Annotated in this window: 24 protein-coding genes; 8 read left to right on the top strand and 16 right to left on the bottom strand. The window is 65.1% G+C overall.

All coding sequences use genetic code 11. The features are described 5' to 3' along the window. Window positions 1–7 precede the first annotated feature (7 nt). The 11 genes from AC07VH_RS02860 to AC07VH_RS02810 all read right to left on the bottom strand — a co-directional run bounded on the left by AC07VH_RS02860 (window position 8) and on the right by AC07VH_RS02810 (window position 9,216). Window positions 8–631 carry a hypothetical protein gene (locus AC07VH_RS02860; RefSeq protein WP_494786713.1) on the bottom strand — a complete coding sequence of 208 codons (624 nt, stop codon included), beginning with the start codon at window positions 629–631 and terminating at the stop codon, window positions 8–10. Between the two features lie 314 nt (window positions 632–945). Next, window positions 946–1,440 (bottom strand): GNAT family N-acetyltransferase, encoded by a 495-nt coding sequence (locus AC07VH_RS02855; RefSeq protein ID WP_494786712.1) that lies wholly within the window; start codon window positions 1,438–1,440, stop codon window positions 946–948. 104 nt (window positions 1,441–1,544) lie between these two features. Continuing rightward, on the bottom strand, window positions 1,545–1,907 hold the full coding sequence (locus AC07VH_RS02850; RefSeq protein ID WP_494786711.1) for a hypothetical protein: 363 nt from the start codon (window positions 1,905–1,907) through the stop codon (window positions 1,545–1,547). Beyond that, a complete protein-coding gene (locus AC07VH_RS02845) occupies window positions 1,904–2,269 on the bottom strand; it encodes a hypothetical protein (protein WP_494786710.1) in 366 nt (121 codons plus the stop codon). Before AC07VH_RS02845 ends, AC07VH_RS02850 begins: the two co-directional genes overlap by 4 nt. 25 nt (window positions 2,270–2,294) lie before the next feature. Beyond that, entirely contained in the window at window positions 2,295–3,092 is a 798-nt protein-coding gene (gene phnE / locus AC07VH_RS02840; protein WP_494786709.1) for a phosphonate ABC transporter, permease protein PhnE, read from the bottom strand. Next, window positions 3,089–3,901: a PhnE/PtxC family ABC transporter permease gene (locus tag AC07VH_RS02835; RefSeq protein WP_494787107.1), complete on the bottom strand. Its 813-nt coding sequence runs from the start codon at window positions 3,899–3,901 to the stop codon at window positions 3,089–3,091. Before AC07VH_RS02835 ends, phnE begins: the two co-directional genes overlap by 4 nt. Window positions 3,902–3,912: 11 nt before the next feature. Continuing rightward, window positions 3,913–4,725, bottom strand: coding sequence for a phosphonate ABC transporter ATP-binding protein (locus tag AC07VH_RS02830; RefSeq protein WP_494786708.1), 813 nt, complete (start codon window positions 4,723–4,725; stop codon window positions 3,913–3,915). A gap of 172 nt (window positions 4,726–4,897) precedes the next feature. Further along, the gene (locus AC07VH_RS02825) at window positions 4,898–5,767 is read right to left on the bottom strand and encodes a putative selenate ABC transporter substrate-binding protein (RefSeq protein WP_076568598.1); all 870 of its coding nucleotides are present in this window, start codon (window positions 5,765–5,767) and stop codon (window positions 4,898–4,900) included. Window positions 5,768–5,792: 25 nt separating this feature from the next. Further along, on the bottom strand, window positions 5,793–6,857 hold the full coding sequence (gene selD, locus AC07VH_RS02820) for a selenide, water dikinase SelD (RefSeq protein WP_494786707.1): 1,065 nt from the start codon (window positions 6,855–6,857) through the stop codon (window positions 5,793–5,795). Window positions 6,858–6,902: 45 nt separating this feature from the next. Further along, window positions 6,903–7,994 carry a tRNA 2-selenouridine(34) synthase MnmH gene (gene mnmH, locus AC07VH_RS02815; protein WP_494786706.1) on the bottom strand — a complete coding sequence of 364 codons (1,092 nt, stop codon included), beginning with the start codon at window positions 7,992–7,994 and terminating at the stop codon, window positions 6,903–6,905. Between the two features lie 79 nt (window positions 7,995–8,073). After that, window positions 8,074–9,216, bottom strand: coding sequence for an FAD-dependent oxidoreductase (locus AC07VH_RS02810; protein ID WP_494786705.1), 1,143 nt, complete (start codon window positions 9,214–9,216; stop codon window positions 8,074–8,076). A gap of 89 nt (window positions 9,217–9,305) precedes the next feature. Between AC07VH_RS02810 and AC07VH_RS02805 the strand changes: the two genes are divergently transcribed. Continuing rightward, window positions 9,306–9,989, top strand: a complete 684-nt coding sequence (locus tag AC07VH_RS02805) for a TetR/AcrR family transcriptional regulator (protein ID WP_494786704.1) — start codon at window positions 9,306–9,308, stop codon at window positions 9,987–9,989. On the opposite strand, the gene AC07VH_RS02800 is transcribed toward AC07VH_RS02805, so the two are convergent. Both AC07VH_RS02800 and AC07VH_RS02795 read right to left on the bottom strand, forming a co-directional pair. After that, window positions 9,986–10,675 carry an LrgB family protein gene (locus AC07VH_RS02800; RefSeq protein WP_494786703.1) on the bottom strand — a complete coding sequence of 230 codons (690 nt, stop codon included), beginning with the start codon at window positions 10,673–10,675 and terminating at the stop codon, window positions 9,986–9,988. The genes AC07VH_RS02805 and AC07VH_RS02800 overlap by 4 nt on opposite strands. Continuing rightward, window positions 10,672–11,130 carry a CidA/LrgA family protein gene (locus AC07VH_RS02795; RefSeq protein ID WP_494786702.1) on the bottom strand — a complete coding sequence of 153 codons (459 nt, stop codon included), beginning with the start codon at window positions 11,128–11,130 and terminating at the stop codon, window positions 10,672–10,674. The genes AC07VH_RS02800 and AC07VH_RS02795 overlap by 4 nt, the downstream gene beginning before the upstream one ends. Before the next feature lie 103 nt (window positions 11,131–11,233). Here AC07VH_RS02795 and AC07VH_RS02790 point away from each other — a divergent pair, with 103 nt between their 5' ends. From AC07VH_RS02790 to AC07VH_RS02760, 7 genes are all read left to right on the top strand, one after another. Next, window positions 11,234–12,142, top strand: a complete 909-nt coding sequence (locus AC07VH_RS02790; RefSeq protein ID WP_494786701.1) for a LysR family transcriptional regulator — start codon at window positions 11,234–11,236, stop codon at window positions 12,140–12,142. Between the two features lie 26 nt (window positions 12,143–12,168). Continuing rightward, window positions 12,169–12,987, top strand: coding sequence for a glutaminyl-peptide cyclotransferase (locus AC07VH_RS02785; protein ID WP_494786700.1), 819 nt, complete (start codon window positions 12,169–12,171; stop codon window positions 12,985–12,987). 81 nt (window positions 12,988–13,068) lie between these two features. Next, a complete protein-coding gene (locus tag AC07VH_RS02780; RefSeq protein ID WP_494786699.1) occupies window positions 13,069–13,923 on the top strand; it encodes a hypothetical protein in 855 nt (284 codons plus the stop codon). Further along, window positions 13,920–14,567: a hypothetical protein gene (locus AC07VH_RS02775; RefSeq protein ID WP_494786698.1), complete on the top strand. Its 648-nt coding sequence runs from the start codon at window positions 13,920–13,922 to the stop codon at window positions 14,565–14,567. The genes AC07VH_RS02780 and AC07VH_RS02775 overlap by 4 nt, the downstream gene beginning before the upstream one ends. Window positions 14,568–14,848: 281 nt before the next feature. Further along, entirely contained in the window at window positions 14,849–16,873 is a 2,025-nt protein-coding gene (locus AC07VH_RS02770; RefSeq protein ID WP_494786697.1) for a ferritin-like domain-containing protein, read from the top strand. Further along, a complete protein-coding gene (bufB, locus tag AC07VH_RS02765; protein ID WP_494787106.1) occupies window positions 16,873–17,808 on the top strand; it encodes an MNIO family bufferin maturase in 936 nt (311 codons plus the stop codon). Before AC07VH_RS02770 ends, bufB begins: the two co-directional genes overlap by 1 nt. After that, the gene (locus AC07VH_RS02760; protein ID WP_494786696.1) at window positions 17,798–18,670 is read left to right on the top strand and encodes an HvfC/BufC family peptide modification chaperone; all 873 of its coding nucleotides are present in this window, start codon (window positions 17,798–17,800) and stop codon (window positions 18,668–18,670) included. Before bufB ends, AC07VH_RS02760 begins: the two co-directional genes overlap by 11 nt. Window positions 18,671–18,735: 65 nt before the next feature. Here the strand turns inward: AC07VH_RS02760 and AC07VH_RS02755 are convergent, their stop codons facing one another. The 3 genes from AC07VH_RS02755 to AC07VH_RS02745 all read right to left on the bottom strand — a co-directional run bounded on the left by AC07VH_RS02755 (window position 18,736) and on the right by AC07VH_RS02745 (window position 20,090). After that, a complete protein-coding gene (locus AC07VH_RS02755; RefSeq protein WP_010398340.1) occupies window positions 18,736–18,984 on the bottom strand; it encodes a DUF3297 family protein in 249 nt (82 codons plus the stop codon). A gap of 180 nt (window positions 18,985–19,164) precedes the next feature. Then, window positions 19,165–19,494, bottom strand: a complete 330-nt coding sequence (locus tag AC07VH_RS02750) for a hypothetical protein (RefSeq protein ID WP_489627267.1) — start codon at window positions 19,492–19,494, stop codon at window positions 19,165–19,167. A 194-nt stretch (window positions 19,495–19,688) separates the two neighbouring features. After that, on the bottom strand, window positions 19,689–20,090 hold the full coding sequence (locus AC07VH_RS02745; RefSeq protein ID WP_494786695.1) for a GFA family protein: 402 nt from the start codon (window positions 20,088–20,090) through the stop codon (window positions 19,689–19,691).

The raw sequence follows: 20,090 nt of genomic DNA, 5'->3' as shown, positions 1-20,090 counted from the left end.
TCGGTAGTCACTGCGCAGTGTGGTCGTTCTCGAATGTCAGTTCGATCGAACTGTCGTCGCTCCAGTCCTGCTCCCGCAACGGCGGAGTGAACGACGAGCCGCTGAATGGCACGGGCGCGCTTTTCCCATTGAAACTGATCGTCGCGGCCGTGATGCGCCGCGTTTCCGTAAAGCTGTAGGTGCCCTTTTTCGACACGAAATTGCAGGGCCCGCCCATTGCGCTCATCATGGTGCGCATGGCGAAAGGCAAGGTCTCCTTGTCGATGGCCCAGTGGACTTCGCAGGCCAGCCGCAGGTCGCCCAGACGGCGCAGCGTGTCGCTGGTCGCCGCGCTCCTGACGTAGGGTATCCACCTGACCGAGCCCGCCTTGCGGTTCACTGTCAGCTCGGCCTTGTAGTACAGCGGACCCTGTCCGACGGGCAAGCTGAAGATATTGCGCTCCTCCAACGGTATCGCCAGGCCCGCCTCGTCGCTTTCCAGCCGCAGCGCGATGCCATGCATGTCAACGTCGGCACGGCGCGGCTCCAGGATGAATTTCAACTCCGTGCCGGGCGCCAGCGCATGCTTTTCCTCGAAGCGTTCGACGCCCTTGAGCATGGCACTGTAGGGCTTCCAGTCCGGATCCCGCATGCCCTTTACGCTGACTGACGCAGCCGCCTCTTGGCTGGCCTGTTCCGCGGCTGGTTCCGTATCAGCGCAGGCCTGCGCCGCAGCACCGCACAAACACAGCAGAAACCCCGCTCTTTTAATGGCACGCATACCCGATCTTTCTATTCATCAATGAAAACGTGAGTGTAGAAAAAAACACAGGGACGAGCAGGTTTTTAAGACAGAGCGTCAATTGGGATGAATGAAGTGCTTGAAACCGCTGTTTTCCCGGATTCGATGGCAAGATATCGCATAGCCGCCGGACTGGCCGCCGGATACATAACAAAATAAGGCCATTATGCCGGCGCCAGCCACTCCATCTTCTGTACCTGAATATGCGGATGGCTTTCCAGCGCTTCCCATTCCGGCAAGAACACAAAGCCCTGTTTCTGATAGAACGCTGCCGCGCGTACATTCTCGGGCGCGACGTCGAGTACCAGCCGGGAATGGCCGTTGTTCACCGCGCATTGTTTCACGGCGTCGACCAGGCCTTGCGCCACGTCCAGGCCGCGATATGCGGACTGTACCCACATGGCGATCAAATGGCACTCGCCATTGCCGGCCACCACTTGCGCGGCCAGGCCGATGGCTTGCTCTCCATCGAAGGCGAGAAAAAACGCGCGCTGCCGCGTGCTGACGGCGCGCTGCCGCCAGTCGGCATCGGAAAAACGGGCCGCGCTGGCGTGGCTGGCGCCAAAGGCCGTGGGGGCATCGAGCAGCGCGGCCAGGCGCGTGGACTTCAGCGCTGGCCAGTCGCTGGCGGTGGTGGCGCGGATGAGAAGGGGATTCAACGCTGCGGCATTCCTTAACTGGCCGGGGCGGCCGTGGAGGTGAAAAGTATTGAATAATATTAACAGGATCGCAGCCTGGTTTGCTGCCGTTCCCGTACATTTGCTCACGCCAAGTTGTATGCGCGTCCTGACAGTTCCAGCAGTGCCCTGGCCTGGGCGACCACCAGCAAGCCCGCGCGGTAAAAGGCATCGGGTGAAGAGTTGACGTCGTCCACCAGCACGGCCGTGATCCACATGCCGTGGCTTGCCAGATAGTGGGGGAAAGCGTCGTTCATGCCCTCATGCAAGCCTTGCAGGATGGCCGCCTGGTATTCTTCGGGACATGCCACCTGCCAATGGATGCCAGCTTGCTGGTTGTCATGAAATTGAATGCGCAATCCTGCCGTGCGGAAGCGCCCGCCCAGGTGCTGGCTGAACCAGGCCAGGTGCTCGGTCTGCAGGGGAACCTTGCCATGTTGAGCTGTCATGATTGATCCCATATTTCCACCGTCAGCAGCTGTCCGGGCGCGCAGGCGGCGATGCGCTCCGGATACACGGTAATGCTGCCGGGCCAGCCCGTCAGCTGATCTTGCGGAAACTCGCCCTCCTGCGCTTCGGCGATGCCCGCCAGCAGCAGGGGCGCGATGACGCCGGCCTGGGCCGTGTAGCGGTTGGGAAAGCCGTTGAAGGCCAGCTGAGTCGCCTTGCCTTGCTGGCACAATTGCGCGATCCAGTCGGCGCCGAACAGGCCCGCTTCCCAGCTGGCGAGAAACGCATCCTTGTTGACTTTCGTCATATCGGCCATTTGCTCCGGCGTTTCTGTCGAGATAATCGTCCACCAGCCTGACATGGGTATTCCTTATGAAAAGTGAAAATTAACGGGTCATGGCGCGGCGCAGCAGGTAGCTGAGGCCATCGACGGCGGCCACCATCAGCAGCATGGCGACGATGACGGTGGCGGCGTTCTGCATCTGGAACAGCGACAAATGGTACTTCAGCATCTGCCCCAGGCCGCCCGCGCCGACGACGCCGAGGATGGCGGCGGCGCGGATATTGTTCTCCCAGCGGTACAGGGTGTAGGACATCATCTGCGGCCCGCACTGCGGCAAGGTCGCATACAAAAAGGCCACGGCGGGCCGGGCGCCATTGATGCGCAAGGTGGCGGCCGGCAAGGGCGGGCAATTTTCGAAGGCATCGGCAAACAAGCGCCCCAGCACGCCCACCGTGTGCAGGGCCAGGGCCAGGGTGCCGGCGAACGGGCCCAGGCCGGCGGCGATCAGCAGGATCGAAGCCCACACCAGTTCGGGAATCGAGCGCAGCACATTCAACACGGCGCGCGTCGCATTGCGCGCCAGGCCGCCGAAACGCCCGCTGGCGGGCAGGGCCAGCAGCGCCCCCAGAAGAGCGGCAATCACCGTGCCGATGGCCGACATGGCCAGGGTCTCGAAGGTGGCCACGCCGACTTTCATCAGGAAGGGGCTGGCCAGCTCGGGCGGGGCGAAGCCGTGCAGGAAATCGGCGCTCGTGCGCACGGCGTCGGCACTGAAGAATTCTCCCCATTTCAGGGGCAGGGTGGCGAAGCTGGCGATGACCAGCAGCAGCAAACCGGCCAGCAAGGCCCAGGTCGACCAGCGCACGGGAGCAGGGACGGGCAACATCGGTTCCGTCTTCATGCCAGCCTCCGGCGCAGCATGGCGGACACGGCATCGGCGCCCGCCACCAGCAGCACGAACACCATCAGCATGGTGGCCAATTCATTGCCCGCCATCATCTTCATCGATTCATCCATGCGCTGGCCCAGGCCGCCCGCGCCGACAAACCCCATGACGACGGAGCCGCGGATCGCGCATTCCCAGCGGTAGATCGTGTACGAGACCAGTTCGGCGGCCGATTCGGGCAGGGCGCCGTACAGCAATGCCTTTAATCTGCCGCTGCCGTTATTCAATAGTGCGTTGCAGGCGGCGGCGTCCGACGATTCGAGGATTTCCGCATACACCTTGCCCAGCATGCCGCAATACGTGAGGGCGATGGCGATCACGCCCGCCGTCGGCCCCAGTCCCACGATGCGTACCAATAGCAAGGCCCAGACCAGTTCAGGCACGCTGCGCAGCAGCACCAGCAGCGCACGGACGGCGTGGCGCACGGCGGCGGCCAGCGGCGACACCTGGCCGGAACCGATGCGCGAAATCGACAAACGCTCCGTCACCAGCAAGGTCAAGGGAATGGCGCCCAGCATGGCCAGCGCCATGCCGGCCGTGGCCATGGCGATGGTTTCCCAGCTGGAAATGGCCACCAGCTGCAAAAATTCCAGCGAGTGGGCGGGCGGCACGAAGCTGGCGATGAATTGCCAGGTGGCAGCCAGGCTTTGCGCATCCCAGAGTATCCACGGCTTGAACTCGGCCTGCACCAGCATCGGCCACAGCACGAGCAGCACGATGGCAGTCCCGGTCAGGCGGCCGCGCCAGGCGGGGTCGCGCGGCATGGCGGTATTCTTCAGCAAAGGGGCCTCGCGGCGTCCAGTTTCGCTTCCACGGCCTCGAACTGGGGCGCGGCGTCCGCCTTGTTGCGGTACAGCTCGGCGATCATGGCGTCGCTGACCTCGGAGCCAGGCAGGTCGAAGACGATCTGGCCGTCGCGCAAGGCGACGATGCGCGTAAAGCAGGCGCGCGCGATGTCCACCTGGTGCAGGCTGCAGATCAGGGTGGCATTGCGTGCCGTCGCTTCCGCCTGCAGCACATGGATCGTCTGCAAGGCGAGCGTGGGGTCGAGCGCGGACAGCGGTTCGTCGATGAGGAAGAGTTGCGCATCCGACACGAGCGCGCGCGCCATGCCGCAGCGCTGGCGTTCGCCGCCGGACAGGCGGTCGACCCTGGCGTACAGCTTATCCTGCAGGTTGAATTTGCCCAGCGCTTCCCACGCGGCGCGCGGATCGACGGGCGCGGCCAGCGAACGGATGGCCGTCCACAAGCTCCATTGCGGCAAGCGGCCCGCCAGCACGGCGTTGACGACGCGCTGGCGCGGCGGCAGCGGCGGCGTTTGCGGCGCCAAAAACAGGCGCGCGCGCAAGGCGTGGCGTTCGCCGTTGGCAAGTTGCCAGGGAGAACTGCCGAGTATGCTCAAGCTGCCGGACTCAGGGCGCAGCGCGCAGGCCAAGGTGTGCAGCAGGCTGGTCTTGCCGGCGCCGGAAGGGCCGATCAGGGCGATCTGTTCGCCCTGGGCCACGTCCAGGTCCACGTCACGCAGGGCCAGCGCACTGCCGGCGGCACCCGCGTGGTGGACGCAGACCTTGTGAAGTTGGAATGTCATGCGATGTTCGGTGTGGGGGGGGCGGTGGTGTGTCGGATGACGCCATGCGACGGCAGCGTAGGTCGGATTAGGCCGGAGGCCGTAATCCGACAACATTGTTGGCATTATCGCTTGTGTCGGATTACGCGGCTTTGCCGCTAATCCGACCTACGATAAAACGCGTCGACGTCGTTTACTTCAACAGCTTCGCGTCGCGCGCGGCCGCTTCGATATCCTTGTAGTTCTCGGCCTTGGTCGGGATGAACTTCGTGGCGCGCTGCAGTTCGAGGATTTCCTTGCCTTCGGCCGTCGATGGGTCCAGGGCCAGGAAGGCGTCCGTCAGCTTCTTGCGCACGACGGGATTCATGTCGGCGCGCACGCTCCAGTTGTAATCGTAGTAGCCCGGCGTCGTGTAGAACACGCGCACCTTGGCGGGATCGACCTTTTTCGCTTCCACCAGCTTTTCCCACACGGAAATGTTCAAGGTGCCCGCATCGACCTTGCCGCCGGCGACGGCGGCCACGGTGGCGTCATGCGCGCCCGAAAACGCGATGCGCTTCATGTCCGTATCCGGATTGATCTTGGCGGCCAGCAAGTAGTACCGGGGCATCAAGTGGCCCGAGGTCGACGATTCCGAGCCGAACGTGAAGTTCTTGCCTTTCAGGTCAGACAATTGGTTGATGTCCTTGCTGGTGGTCACGAACACGGAGCGGAACTTCGTGTCTTCCTCGCGCTGCACCAGCGGCACGATCTTGCCGCCGCTGCGCACGTTGGCTTGTACAAACGTGAAACCGCCGAACCAGACCATGTCGAGCTTGTGATTGATCAAGCCTTCCACGGAGGCCGCGTAATCGGTGACGGGCGTAAATTCCACCTTCATGCCCAGCTTTTTCTCCAGGTAGCTGCCCAGCGGCTTGAACTTGCGCTGCAATTCCGTCGGCGCTTCGTCGGGGATGGCGGACACACGCAATACCTGCTGCGCCTGCGCCAGGCCGCTGTGGATGGCCAGGGTGGCGGCGACGGTGGCCAGGATGGCGGGGAACTTGTTGGAGAACGTGGTCATGGGAATGCCTTTGAAAGATTGTTCATTAATATACGGAAACACCGGTCGTGCCATCCTGCATCTCGCCGATGACGCCGGCGTCGCCAAAGCCTTCGGCGCGGAAAATCGCCAGCACTTGCTCGACGGCTTCCGGCGCGCAGGCCACCAGCAGGGGGCCGGCCGTTTGCGGGTCCGTCAGGATCGCCTTGTCGATGGCGCTGAGGCTGTCGTCCAGCGCCACTTGCGCGCCGTAGCCCTGCCAGTTGCGGCCCGAGGCGCCCGTGATGTTGCCATTCTGCGCCAGTTGCTGCACTTGCGGCAGCAGCGGCACGTCAGCCATGGCGATACGCGCCTGCAACTTGGCGCCGCGCGCCAGTTCCAGGGTGTGGCCCAGCAAGCCGAAGCCCGTCACGTCCGTCAGCGCATGCACGCCGTCGAGCAGGGCCAGTTTCTTGCCCGGGGTATTCAATTTGGTGGTGTTGTCGATCAGCGAGGCGTAGCCGTCCGCGTCGAGCGCATTCTTCTTCAGCGCGGCCGACAGGATGCCCACGCCGATCGGCTTGCCCAATACCAGTTTATCGCCGGCGCGCGCGCCCGCGTTGCGCTTCACTTGCGACGGATGCACCAGGCCCAGCACGACGAGGCCGTAGATCGGCTCGACGGAATCGATGGTGTGGCCGCCCGCGATGGGGATGCCGGCCTGGGCGCAGATGGTTTCGCCGCCTTTCAAGATGAGGCCGATGGTTTCCACGGGCAGCTTGTTGATCGGCATGCCCACCAGGGCCAGCGCCATGATGGGCGTGCCGCCCATGGCGTACACGTCGGAAATGGCATTGGTGGCGGCGATGCGGCCGAAGTCGAAGGGATCGTCGACGATGGGCATGAAGAAATCCGTCGTGGCGATCAGCGCCTGCTCGTCGTTGAGCTGGTAGACGGCCGCGTCGTCGGAGGTTTCTATGCCGACCAGCAATTCCTTCGGCAGGGGAAAGCCACCGCTGCCCTTTAAGATGTCGGCCAGCACGCCGGGCGCAATCTTGCAGCCGCAGCCGCCGCCATGGGCAAATTCGGTCAATCGGATGGGTGTATTGGATGTTGCTGCGCTATCGGACATGGTCGTCATCCTGCTGAAAAAGGTCACTAAAAGCTGCGCCGGCGCTTACGCGGCGCTGGCGGTACGGGGTTCGCCGACGATAGCACATAATGCGCGCGCGGCTTGCTCAAAGGCATGTTCTGAAATATCGGGCAAGACCAGCGGCGTCGCCTGGGCATAGCGGCTGAAGTTGCGGGCGATCGATTGCCGGTAGACGGGGTCGTAATGCTGGACCAGCAGCTCTTCCACCAGCTCGGCCATCCGGCCCGCCGTCGCCAGCTGCTGCCAATGGGCGATTTTCTCCTTGCCGTGCAGCTGCGTCAACAGGGCCAACTGCACGTTCAGGCGCTGTGCATCGCCGACGAAATGCGCATAGTCTTGCATCAGCAATTGCACGCGCTGGTCCGTGGCCAGCCGCACGTCCGTGCAGGCGGCCGCGCGCATCTTTTCCATCAGCGCGTCGGGCACGCGCACGCGGCCCACTTTCTTGCTTTCCGATTCGATGAACACGGGCAGCGCCGGGTCAAACTGGCGCAACTGCTGCCACAACGCGCTTTCGAACGCCTTTTGCGAGGGCTGGTCTTCCTCGGGCAATCCGCCCAGCACGGAGCCGCGGTGCGCCGCCAATCGCTCCAGGTCGATCACCTGCGCGCCTTGCCGGTCCAGCACTTGCAGCAAGCGGCTCTTGCCGCTGCCTGTCGGACCGCACAGCACGTTGATGAAATCGAAGCGCGCGGGCAGGGTGGCCAGCTCGGCGTTCACGTGGCGCCGGTAATCCTTGTAGCCGCCGTCGAGCTGCGTGACAGGCCAGCCGATGCGCGCCAGGATGTGCGCCATGGCGCCGCTGCGGTTGCCGCCGCGCCAGCAGTAGACGAGCGGCTTCCAATGCTGCGGATGACCGAGGAAACCGTCTTCGATATGCCGCGCGATATTCTTCGCCACCAGCGCCGCGCCCAGCTTCTTCGCCTCGAAGGCACTGGTCTGTTTATATAGCGTGCCGACGCGCACGCGCTGCTCGTCGTCGAGCACGGGCAGGTTGATGGCGCCCGGCAAGTGGTCTTCCGCGAACTCGGACGGGCTGCGCACGTCGATGATGGCGTCGAATTCATGCAGGCGTGGCAGGATGTCGCTGAAGGGAAGGACTGCGGGGTATTTCATCGTGGCGCGGCTGCTTGGAATGGGGAAAGACGTATTATCCCCGATAAAGGCCGCCGGCGTGGGGCTTTGGCGCCGCCGTTCACACTGCGCGCGCCGGGCCGGCGTCCTGCATGCCCGTAAAGAACCGCACCAGGCCGTGCGGCGCGTCGTCGCCGAAGCACAGGCGCAGGATGCGCTCCGACTCCGCCGCGGCCGCGCTGCTGCGCGCAAACAGCGCCGTTTCGTACGCCAGCAGGGCCGCCGCCACGTCGCTTGGGTGCGCGGCAAGCGCCTGCGCCAGCTCGGCGCCGTCCAGCATGGCCAGGTTGGCGCCTTCTCCAGCCGGGGCCATCAAATGGGCCGCGTCGCCCAGCAAGGTTACGCCCGCCACGCGCTGCCAGCGGTGGCCGGCGGGCAGCAGGTGCACGGGACGGGGCACGGGCGGCGTGTCCGCATCCGTGATCAGGGCCGTGAGCGCCGGCGTCCAGCCGGCAAACTGGGCGGCGATGGCTGCCCGCGCGGCGGCCGGGTCGGCAAAATCGATGCCTGCCAGCCACTCCTCGGGTTTACTCAGGGCCACATACGCATGCAGCACGCCATCGGCTTCGCGGTGGGCCTGGATGCCCTTGCCGGGCGCCAGCGCGAACAGGGCGCCGGCGCCCACGGCTTGCGCGCTGGCCGGATGGCGGCGGTCGCTGTCGAACAGATACGTTTCAATGAAAACAATGCCGCTGTAGGCGGGCTGCGCGCTGGAGAGCAGCGGCCGCACCCGGGACCAGGCGCCGTCCGCGCCTACCAGCAGGTCGCTGGCCGCCGTGGCGCCATGCGCAAAGTGTAAAAGGTGTTGGCCGCCGTCCAGCGTTGCGATGCTGGTCAGTTTGTGGCCCCAGCGCACGCAGCCTTCAGGCAAGGCATCGAGCAGGATGCGGCGCAGTTCCCCGCGTGCCACTTCGGGGCGGCCGCCCGTGCCGTCGTCGCCTTCGTCGTGCAGAACCGTGCCGTGCTGGTCGAGCACGCGGCTCGCTTCGCCGCCCGCATGGATGAGGGCGCGGAAGGCGTCATGCAGGCCGGCCGCCCGCAGCGCTTGCTGGCCCGTTTCTTCGTGGATATCGAGCATGCCGCCTTGGCGGCGCGCCTGGGGCGACGCATCCGCTTCATACACGGTGGCGGCGATGCCGTGGACGTGCAGCACGCGGGCGAGCATCAGCCCGCCCAGCCCTGCGCCGATGATGGCGATATGCATGGTGATCCTTCAGGTGGTGTTCAAAATAACAGTGGAACGACGTTCCAGAAGAATTTTGCGGCAAGCCATCATCTGTGTCAAGATAAGCGATGCCCCATACCGTAGCGACCCCACCACGACGCGCCGACTCGCTGACGCGCGACACCATCATCGACGCCGCCATTGCCCTGCTCGACACAGCGGGCGAGGGCGGCCTGACCTTCCGCGCCCTGGCCGCGCGCCTGGCCACGGGAGCGGGTGCCATCTACTGGCACGTGGCCGACAAGGACGACCTGTTCACGGCCGCCAGCGACGCCATCGTCGCCCGCGCCATGCAGGCCGCCCCGCCTGGCGATACGCCGCAGGCGGGCATCCGCGCCGTGGCGCTGGCCATGTTCGAGGCCATGGATGCGCATCCATGGCTGGGCTCGGCCCTGTCGCGTGCGCCGGGCCAGCTGCCCACCGTGCGCATCCTGGAGCGCCTGGGCCGGCAGGTCGATGCGCTGGGCGTGCCGCAGGACCGGCAGTGGATGGCGGCTTGCGCCTTGCTCAATTATCTGCTGGGCGTGAGCGGGCAGAATGCGGCCAATGCCGTCATCGCCCGGGAACGGGGCCTGGAACGCGCGCATTTCCTCGACACCCTGGCGGGCGCCTGGTCACGCCTCGATGCGCAGGCGTTTCCGTTTGCCCGCAAGGTGGCGGGCCAACTGCGCGCGCACGACGACCGCGCGGATTTTTTGGCGGGAATCGACCTGATCGTGCATGGCATGCAGGCGCTGCAAGCGGGCCGCTAGCCCAGCACATGCCCCAGCAGCGGCGCCAGCAGCACCGTCACGACGCCGGAAAAGATCATCGTCAAGCTGGCCACTGCGCCTTCTTCCGTGCCCACGCGGCGCGCCACGGACAAGCCAAAGCCGTGCGCGGCCGCGCCGTATGGGGCGCCGCGGGCGATGCGCATGCGCAAGGGCAGCAGTTTCAGCAGCGGCTTGCCCAGCATCAAGCCGAACAAGCCCGTCATCACCACGAAGATGCCCGTCAGCTGCGCCGAGCCGCCCATGTGGCGCGACGCTTCCAGCGCGAACGGCGTGGAGACGGAGCGGGCCAGCAGGCTGCGCGCCATGTCGCCGTGCACGCCAAATACCCGGTCCAGCAGCAGGGTGGCGGCGACCGATGCCACGATGCCGGCGCAGCTGCCCAGCGACAAGGCCAGCCAATGCTTGCGGATCAGCTTGCGCTCCTGGAAGATGGGCAGCGCAAACGCGATGGTGGCCGGGCCCAGCAGCCACGGCAGCCAGCGCGTCTCGCCGAAATACGTGGCGAACGGCGTCGAGGTGGCCTGCACGATGACAATCAATATCGCCGAGGTGCAGATGGCGGGCGTGAGCAGAAAATGCGGGTGGCGGCGGTGCACGGCCTGGTTGGCGTAGAACAATACCAGGGTCAGCAGCAGGAACAGCAGCGACAGCAGCAGGGTGCTCATGCTGCCGCCCGGGCTGCGCGCTGGCGCAGCAGCTTATTCAGACGCAACTTGCGTTCATAGCGGCACACCCCTTCCACCGTCAGCGCCGTGGCCAGCATCACGCTGGCAAAGCCCAGGCCGATATTTACGAACAGCATCAAGCCCTGCGACTTCAACAGTTGCGTAAATTGCACCACCGACACGACCAGCGGTATGAAGAACAGCAGCATGTTGGCCAGCAGCCAGTTCGCGCCCAGTTCGATGGTGGTCGGACGCACCCAGCCCGCCAGCAGCAGGGCCACCAGCACGAACAGGCCTACGACCCCGCCGGAAAACGGCAAGTGCAGGGCGGACGCGGCCGCGTCGGCCAGCCACCAGGCGGCAATCATGATACCCACTTGCCACGCGGTCTGCGCGGGCTGGCGCCAGACGGGGACGGAGGGCAGGGCGGCGGCGGAACAGGGCAAGGCTTTCACGGCGGGCTTTCAAACGGCAGGAGGAAGGTTTCATTGTAGTGAGCCCACATCAAAAGACAAAATGACTTAAACTCATGATCATCATTCTATTTTGGAATGCATTATGGATATCCGCTCCCTGCGCTACTTCGTCGAAGTGGTCGAACAGAACAGTTTTACGCGCGCGGCCGCCAGGCTGCACGTGACGCAGCCCACCGTCAGCAAGATGGTGCAACAGCTGGAGCAATCGCTGGACCTGGCTCTGCTGGACCGCGCCGGCAAGCGCTTTACTTTGACGGACGCGGGCAAGGTGGTGCTGTCGCGCGCGCATGAACTGCTGGCCCTGCACGCGGAACTGAAGGTGGAATTGCGCGACTTGCAACATCTGGAGCGGGGCGAATTGCGCGTCGGCGTGTCGCCGCAGACGCACTCGACCCTGGCGCCATGGCTGGCCGAATACCACCAGCGCTATCCGGGCATCGAACTGAAGATGTATGAAAGTGGCACGCAGGCCATCGAGCGCGACTTGCGCACCGGCACGGTGGAACTGGGCACCATGCTCGACTACCCGGGCAATGCGGCCACCTGGCAGGATTTCGAAGCCTTGCCCCTCGTACGCTCGCCGCTGTGCCTGCTGGCCGCGCCTGGCTCGCCGTGGCAGGGCCGCGCCTCGGTCGCCCTGGCCGAGCTGGCCGACAGCCCCTTCATTTTCTACGGCGCCGCATTTGCCCTCAACGACATCGTGCAGGATGCCTGCCAGCGCGCCGGTTTCGCGCCGCGCATCACGGGCCGCAGCGGTCAGTGGGACTTTATCGCCTCGCTGGTGCGGCTGGGCGTGGGTGTGTGCCTGCTGCCGAAGATGTATTGCGACACGCTTGATGCCGCGCAATTTGACGTGATTCCCCTGGACGGCCCGCCCGTGGAGTGGAATCTGATGCTGGCCTGGCGCCGGGGCGGGCGGCTGTCGTTCGCGGCGCGCGCCTGGCTTGAGCTCGTCAGGGCGCGCATGGCGGACGCGGCACGTTTACAATAGGCGAATCCCAACTTCCGCCCGACCCGATGAACATCAACGTCAATACCAGACTCAAACGCACGGCCGGCTCATTGCTGCTGGGATTGTTATGCACCGTGGGGCTGATGAGTGAAATGGGCTACGCCCATGCCGCCATTCCCGTGTATGGCTATTTCGTCAAGAACACCTACCCGCACGATCCCCAGGCGTTCACCCAGGGCTTGCTGTTCAAGGATGGGCATCTGTATGAAAGCACGGGCCAGAACGGCCAGTCTTCCTTGCGCAAGGTGGAGTTGACGACGGGCAAGGTGCTGCAGAAAAGCATGCTCGACAAGAATGTGTTCGGCGAAGGCATCACGGACGTGGGCGATGAGATCCTGGGCCTGACGTGGATTTCGCAGACGGGCTATGTCTTCGACCTGAAAACCTTCAAATTGAAACGCAAGTTCAGCTACCAGGGCGAAGGCTGGGGCCTGGCCAGCGACAGTCAATTCGTCTACATGAGCGACGGCACGGCCGCCATCCGCGTGCTGAATCCGAAAACGATGGCCGAGGTGCGCCGCTTCGAGGTGAAGGCCGAGGGCCGCCCCATCGAGCGGCTGAACGAATTGGAAATGGTCGACGGACAACTGTTCGCCAATGTGTGGGGCGCGGATGTGATCGCCCGCATCGACCCGGCCAGCGGCAAGGTGGTGGGCTGGATCGACCTGACGGGCTTGCTGCCGCCCGAGCAGCGGGGCACGGCCAATCCCGACGCCGTGCTCAACGGCATCGCCTGGGATGCACGGGGAAAACGCCTGTTTGTCACGGGCAAACTGTGGCCCAAGCTGTTCGAGATCGAGCTGATCGAAATCCAGCGCCGTTGATGTTTCCTATTGGACAGTATTGCTGGCGATGAATCGTTTATGATGGCGTTCCTTCGCCCAGTGCGACCTTGACAGGATGCCATGCTGTTCTTTTCTTTACACCGCCTGGCGGCGGCCGCCGCGCTGGCCGCCGCCATCGTGCCCGCCGCGCAGGCGCAAACGCCATACGTGCCGGTGATGCAGCAATACGGCGACTTTGTCGTCACACGCGACCGCCACGACGCGCTCGTCACCTTGACTTTCCGCAAGCACGGTTACTGGCCCGGCGGCGCGCGCGAAGTGGTGGAGGTGCGCCCGCTGAAAGCGACGCGCGAGGGCCAGCCCATGCTGCTGGCATTCACCAAGGGCTACACGGGCCAGGGCACCATCCTCATCGGCGTGCAGAATGGCGAACCGCTGATGCGCCCCCTCAGTCCCCTGCAGCGCGACGACATGGTGCGCACGGAGCGCGACCCCGAATGGGGCGTGCCGCAGCCGGGCCGCCCCAAGGTGCTGCTGTTTGCCCGCGACGGCCGCGCGCTCGATACGGACACGGGCGAGCTGCTGTGGTTTGACGTGCCGGGCGGCGTCACGGGCGATTACGCACCCGCCATGCTGGTTTCCGTCTCGCCCGACGGGCGGCGCGGCGCGTATCTGACGAATGCGCTGACGAAGGTGGGGATCATCGTCGCCACGCGCGACGACGGCGTGGCCGGCGTGCTGGCCTTGCCGCCAGACACGTATCAACGGTGGCTGAAGCCCTTGTCGCAGGCCGCTTCCGCGCAGGCGGGCGCCGCCATCAAGGCGCGCCAAGGCCGCACGGATAGCAACCGCATCCGGCGCGAGCTGGAACTGGCCTGGTTCGGCCAGCAATTTCAATGGAAACAAGGCAAGGGCGGCTGGCAAGTGACGGGCTTGGGCTTCAGTTCCGCGCCGCCGGAGGGAAAACAGCCATGAGCATACCTAGACTGATCGCCGGCTGCCTCGCCGCAGCCCTGCTGGCCGGCTGCGTGCACAGCGAGATCGCCCCCAGGGATTATCTGGCGCAAGACATCGACAAGAGCCAGGCGCTGGTGGAAGTGGACGTGGTCTTCGGGCAAGCGCCCGATGACAAGCTGACGTCGCGCATGACGGCGCGCAACAGCGTGGAGTATGCGGGTGCGCCGCATATCGTCGTGCCGTTCTACCAGAAGGGCCTGGGCTTCGACCAGGGTTTTGCCGGCACCTATATGTTTGCCGTGCCGTATCCGATCGCCAAGGTGGAGACGGCCACGGCCAGCAGCCGCGTCTTCGGCCAGAAACTTGACGGGCAGCAGCCGGGCAGCCCGCGCTACCGTTTCCGCGTGCCGGGCAAGGCGCAGTGGAACAGCAATGAAACCTTCATGCTGAGTTTTGCGCGCAAGGGGCGCCGCGAAGAAATCACTTTCCGTTTCAGCAACGAGCAAAGCTGCCCGTCCGCCTTCCTGGCCACCACGCCAAGATATGGCTTTCCCATCAAGGTCGTCGCCACCTTCAAGGACAATCAAGGCTGCCTGAAAGTGTGCGACAGCCGCGACCAGTGGCCCGGCTTTTGCGCCTTCCAGCCGCCGCCGGCCGCCTGACTATCATCATGCAAGCGCCGCGCCGGCGTTGGACGGCGCGGCGCTTATACACGCGTGCGTTTTACCGATTCTATTCAATTGTCATCGAATGATGGCGTAAAACGCCTATTTTCACGGCCAAAGCGCAGCTGAATTGATGCAGATCAATGCCTGGAGCAGTGCATAAATCTTGCCGCAAAAATATCTTTCTCAGGCGTATGATTTCTGTGCCGTGAGCAGCGCACGCAGATGGCGCGGCGCGGCCCGATATCCGAAACGCATCCTTCCTGTGGAGAGACAGAATGAAAATGCCCGTTTTAGGAAGCACCCAGGCCGCCATCAGCAACCGTCCGCTCGACATGCTGGCCACCGACACTGCCGCCGTGCGCGCCATCGCCCAGGCGGCCGTCAGCGTGGAGCTGTTCACGATTCCCCTGTACATGGCCACCATGTATTCGATCCAGGGCACGCACCAGATCAACTCGAAAGGCATCACCTACTACGAAGGCCGCCAGTGGCCGGGCATGGGCACCACGGCGCGGCCCGAACTGAAGGAGCAGAAGGCTTTCAATATCATCTTCAGCGTCTTCATCCAGGAAATGCTGCACCTGCAGATGGCGGCCAACCTGGCCACGGCCATCGGCACGGCGCCATGCTTCACGGGCTCGGAGCTGCAATCGCAGGACCACGGCTGGACCTGCTACGGCAAGGACTGCACGCTGATCCCGCACATTGTCGACTTGCAGGACACGGCCGATTACCGCCACGTGCGCGTCAACCTGGAAGAGCTGAACGACAACCAGTGCGACCTGTTCCTCGCCATCGAGCAGCCGGAACAGCAGGCGCGCGCCCAGCTGGCGAAGTTTGACGCGCACAACCACACCAAATATTTCCCCGAGGTACCGTTCGTGGGCTGGACGCCGGGCAAGCACGTGCATGATCTGCCCCTGTTCGGCACCATCGGCTACATGTATGAATGCTATGCGCGCTACATCAGCATCGAATACACGGATGGCCAGACCTTGTGGCACAAGCTGTTCGTCAACGGCTCGGTGCAGCAGGACATGTTCAACAGCCAGGTGCAGGGCCATGCGCGGGCCGAGTTTCCCAAGTTCGACACCTGCTTCGGCCCGCAGGACCAGGATGGCGGCCAGACGGGCTCGTTCAACAAGGCCATCGACATGATGGCTGCCATCACCGACCAGGGCGAGGGCAGCGATACGGCCATCCAGCGCTACCGCCGTGACGCAGGGCAGCGCCTGATGGCCGTGCAGCCCGACTACCGCGAAGACCTGGCCGCCCTGAAGTGCGATTACCCGTCCTACGCGAACAATGGCAAGGAGGCCGAATCGCGCGATGCGGCCGCGCGCCACGACAGCGCCCCGTTCGACCATTACGAGCGCTTCGGCCAGGTCAAGGCCATGCTGCCCGTGCAGACCTGGGCCGGCTGGCACAAGGAAGGCGGGCGCTGGAGCGAGGCCATGCTGACCAATGAGCGCTACAATCCGGCCACCGCGCCGAAGAACATCCCTGCGCCGGCTGCCGTGGCGGGCGCCCTGAACCGCCTGAAGGACGCCAGCGGCACCCTGCAAATGCTGAGCACGGTGGCCACGGGCGCCATCTATGGCATCACTTCCGTGCTGGACAAGTACTGGCTGAACCAGAAACTGGAGTTTCCGTATCCGTCGATGGTGGGCGCGGGCGACCGCATGGCCATCTGCTGGGCCGTGCTGGGCCAAGCGCCGAACCTGGCGACGGGCGTGCCGCTGGTCGAGAAGGGCGTGCTGTACCACGCCTGCCAGGGCATGCACCTGGAGGGCGAGGCGTCGTCCACCTGCGCCGCGCTGGCCGTCTACCACACCTGCCGCGGCTCCAACGGCTGCCACGCCCAGGGCGGCTGCGGCTTTGCCCAGGCCGACACGGGCGGCTCGTCCTGCGGCCACTCGGTCAAGGCTGCCGCGGCGCCTGGCAGCGAGTGCTACGTGCCGCCACCGCCGCCGCAGGACGATCAAGTCTACAGCGCGCCCAGCGACAACAAATGCGGCGGCTTCGGCGGCTGCGCCGTGCCGATTTCGGCCTCGCAGCTGTATCCGAACACCACGAAGAAGGACCCGCCCGAACCCGCCACCATGACCCTGTACGATTTCGGTCCCGCGCCCGAGCACCGCAGCATTCCGCTGGGCCAGAGCATGAGTTTTGCCCTCGGCGACAATGTCTACGACAAGGCCTGGGAAGCCTACGGCAAGGTGATGGCGGCGCGCGGCACGCCGGTGGGCGCGCCGCCGGCGCCCACCGACCTGCGCCTGGCCTTGCCGCCGTCGACTTGATGGCGGCCGTCAAGCCAGCGGCGCTTCCGCGCCTGGGCCTGCCGAACCTGGGCCTGGGCGTGGGGCTGCGTCCGCCCCATTACGCGTACATCCTGGAACACGGTCCGCAAGTGGACTGGTTCGAGATCATCAGCGAGAATTTCATCGACAACCACGGCTATGCGCGCCACGTGCTCGAGCAGGTGGCGGCGCAGGTGCCCATCGTCATGCATGGCGTATCTCTGTCGATCGGCAGCAGCGATCCCCTGAGCCTGGCCTACCTGCGCAAGCTGCGCCAACTGGCCGCCGAGATCCGCCCCGCGTGGATTTCCGACCATGTGTGCTGGACGGGCGCCGCCTCGCTCAACAGCCACGATTTGCTGCCCTTGCCGCTGAACGAGGCCAGCCTGCGCCACGTGGCGGGCAGGGTGCGGCAAGTGCAGGAATTCCTGGGCCGTCCCCTGGTCCTGGAAAACCCCAGCAGCTACGTGGAGTTTGCCCAGTCCAGCATGCCGGAATGGGAATTCCTGGGCCGCCTGGCCGAGGACACGGGCTGCGGACTCTTGCTCGACGTCAACAATGTCCACGTCAGCGCGCATAACCACGGCTATGACGCGGCCGCCTACATCCGCCAGTTGCCGCACGACCACATCGTGCAGATCCACCTGGCCGGACCCACCGTCTGCGGCGCGATGCTGATCGACACGCATGACGCTCCCGTGCCGGCCGCCGTCTGGCGCCTGTACGCGCTGGCGCAGCAGCTGACGGGGGGCGTGTCGGCCCTGCTGGAATGGGATGCGGACATTCCGCCCTATCCGCAGCTGCTGGCTGAACTGGACAAGGCGCGCGCGGCCGGGCGGGGAGAATTCGCCGACGCGGCGCCCGCCACGGCCAAGATTGCCGCCGCCGTCCCGGCGCCGCTGGGCTTTCACCTGGAGGCCGCCCATGCCCCGTAGCGCCGACGGCAACGCGCGCGCGGACGCACCGCTGGCGCAATTGCAGGCGTGGTTCCTGACGGCGATGACGGCGCCGGGCGGCGCGGCGCGTGGCGCGCAGTTGGCCAGCGAGCGCCATGGCTTGACGCAGGAGCAAGTGCTGAAACGGGCGCGGGGCGGGCCGGCGCCGCTGCACATCCATGCGGACGGCTACGTGCAGCGCCTGCTCGAATGCCTGCAGGCCGATTATCCCGTCTTGCGCAAGGTCATGGGCGACGAGCTGTTCGCCTTCTTTGCCCGCGCCTATGTCTGGCGCCACCCGTCCGCTTCCCCGACCTTGTACGACCTGGGCGGCGGCTTTGCCGATTTTCTCGCCGCCAGCCAGGGTGCCGCCGGCGCGCAGGGGGACGTCTTGCGCTTTCCCGTCGAACTGGCGCGGCTGGAGCGGGCGCGCAGCGAGGCGGGCAGGGCGCCGGGCCTGGAAAAACGGGCGCCGTCATTGTTGCCTTCCGGCCTGGAGTTGTTGTTGGGAAATGCGCCGGCCTGGCGCCTGACGCCGTGCACGCGGCTGCTGGCCCTGTCATTTCCCTTGTGTTCATTCTGGCAACAGGTGCAGGCCGCGCCGGACGCTGCCGTGCCGGCCCAGCCGCAGGCCAGTCCCGCTTACGTGGCCATTTCGCGCATGCATTACCGGCTTGCCATGCACGAGCTGCAGCCCTGGCAGTTTGACTGCCTGCAGGCGCTGGCCGGCGGCGCGCCGCTGGCACAGTGCGCGCAGCGGGCGGCACAGTCCAGCGGCAGGGCGCCGGACGAGGTGCTGGCGGACGCCATGCTGTGGCTGCCCATGGCGGCCGCGGCCGGACTGGTCACCAGCACTGCCTGAGCGGAAAGCGGCGGACGCAAAAAAGGCCGATGAAAATCGGCCTCGATGGGAGCGAACAGCTGCGCTTAGCGGTAAAACGCTTCGACTTTGCCTTTCAGCTTGATCTGCAGCGGACGGCCGCGGCGGTCGAGGGACTTGGTGGATGCGACCTTGATCCAGCGTTCGCTGATGCAATATTCTTCCACGTCAAGACGTTCCTTGTCGTTGAAGCGGATGCCGACGTCGTTCTCGAACACGGCTGCAACGTGGTAAGGGCTGCTCGGGTCGATCGACAGGCGATCGGGCAATGGGGGTAAGGTAGTGGTATCGTTCATGGGCGTAATTATCGCCCAGAATGCCGATCCAGACAACGGCCTTTCGCGCGCCATCTGTGTGGGCGGGTGCAAAATAGCGGGGCGGCCGTAGCACACCCATGGAGCGGCACGGCCACGCCGCACCGGTCCATGCTGCTACGGATGACCGGCTGACTTGCCGGCAATCACACTGCCCGGGAATCAGGATTTGTCGTCATTCTTGTGGCTTTGACGTCCCGCTTCCACGTGCTGCTCGTGCGTGCCGCCCCGAGAACCGGAGCCGGAACCCGATTGTTCGCTGCCGCTGCCGCTCCTGCCTTGGCCCGATTGCTGGCCCGACTGCTGCGAACCCGATTGCCTGTCGCCGTCATTCTTGTGGCTTTGGCGGCCCGCTTCCACATGCTGCTCGTGCGTGCCGCCCTGGGTGCCGCCCGACGATTGGCGGCTGCCGGACTGTTTGTCCGACTGTTGGCTGCCCGATTGTTGTTTGTCCGATTGGCTGCCGGATTTGTCGTTGCTGTTCGAAGTCATGGTCATTCCCCTATGGTTAGTCTGCGTCATCATCCGGTCCGACATTGGGGCGGATGCTCCTGCCTGCGCTCCGGCGCCGTGCGGCACCGTTGCGACGATTCTCGCCGCCCGCGTCGGGCTTAACCATAGGGACACTCCTTGCCGCCACGTAGGAAAACTCCGTGGTAGCTGACAACCATTTCTTAGTTTCATGATTACAGATGCCGCGTTTCCTGCGGCGGCGTGTCCCAGTCGTCATGCCAGCCATCGACAAAGGTGACGGGCGCCCGGGCCAGTTCGGCCACCGCCGCATCGTCGAGGCAGTTCACGCCGATGCCGACAAACGGGCCGCTGCGGGGCGAATCGCCGCGGCCAAACGGGCGCACCCCGCAGTGGCGGCAAAAATAGTGGCGTTCGCGGCCGGCGCCGAAGCGGTATTCGCTCAAGGCCTCCTCGCCGGCCAGCAAGCGGAAGTCAGCGGGCGGTACCTGGCTGGCCCAGCAGCGGATCTTCAGGCAATAGGAACAGTTGCAGCGCAGGCTGGGGGCCGCCAGGTCGATCTCGGCCGCGAAGCGCACGGTGCCGCAGTGGCAGCTGCCATGGTAGGTTTTTTTCAT

Source organism: Janthinobacterium sp. GW821-FHT03C10 (genome assembly GCF_059420865.1).
This window is presented reverse-complemented; position numbering and strand designations above follow the sequence as displayed.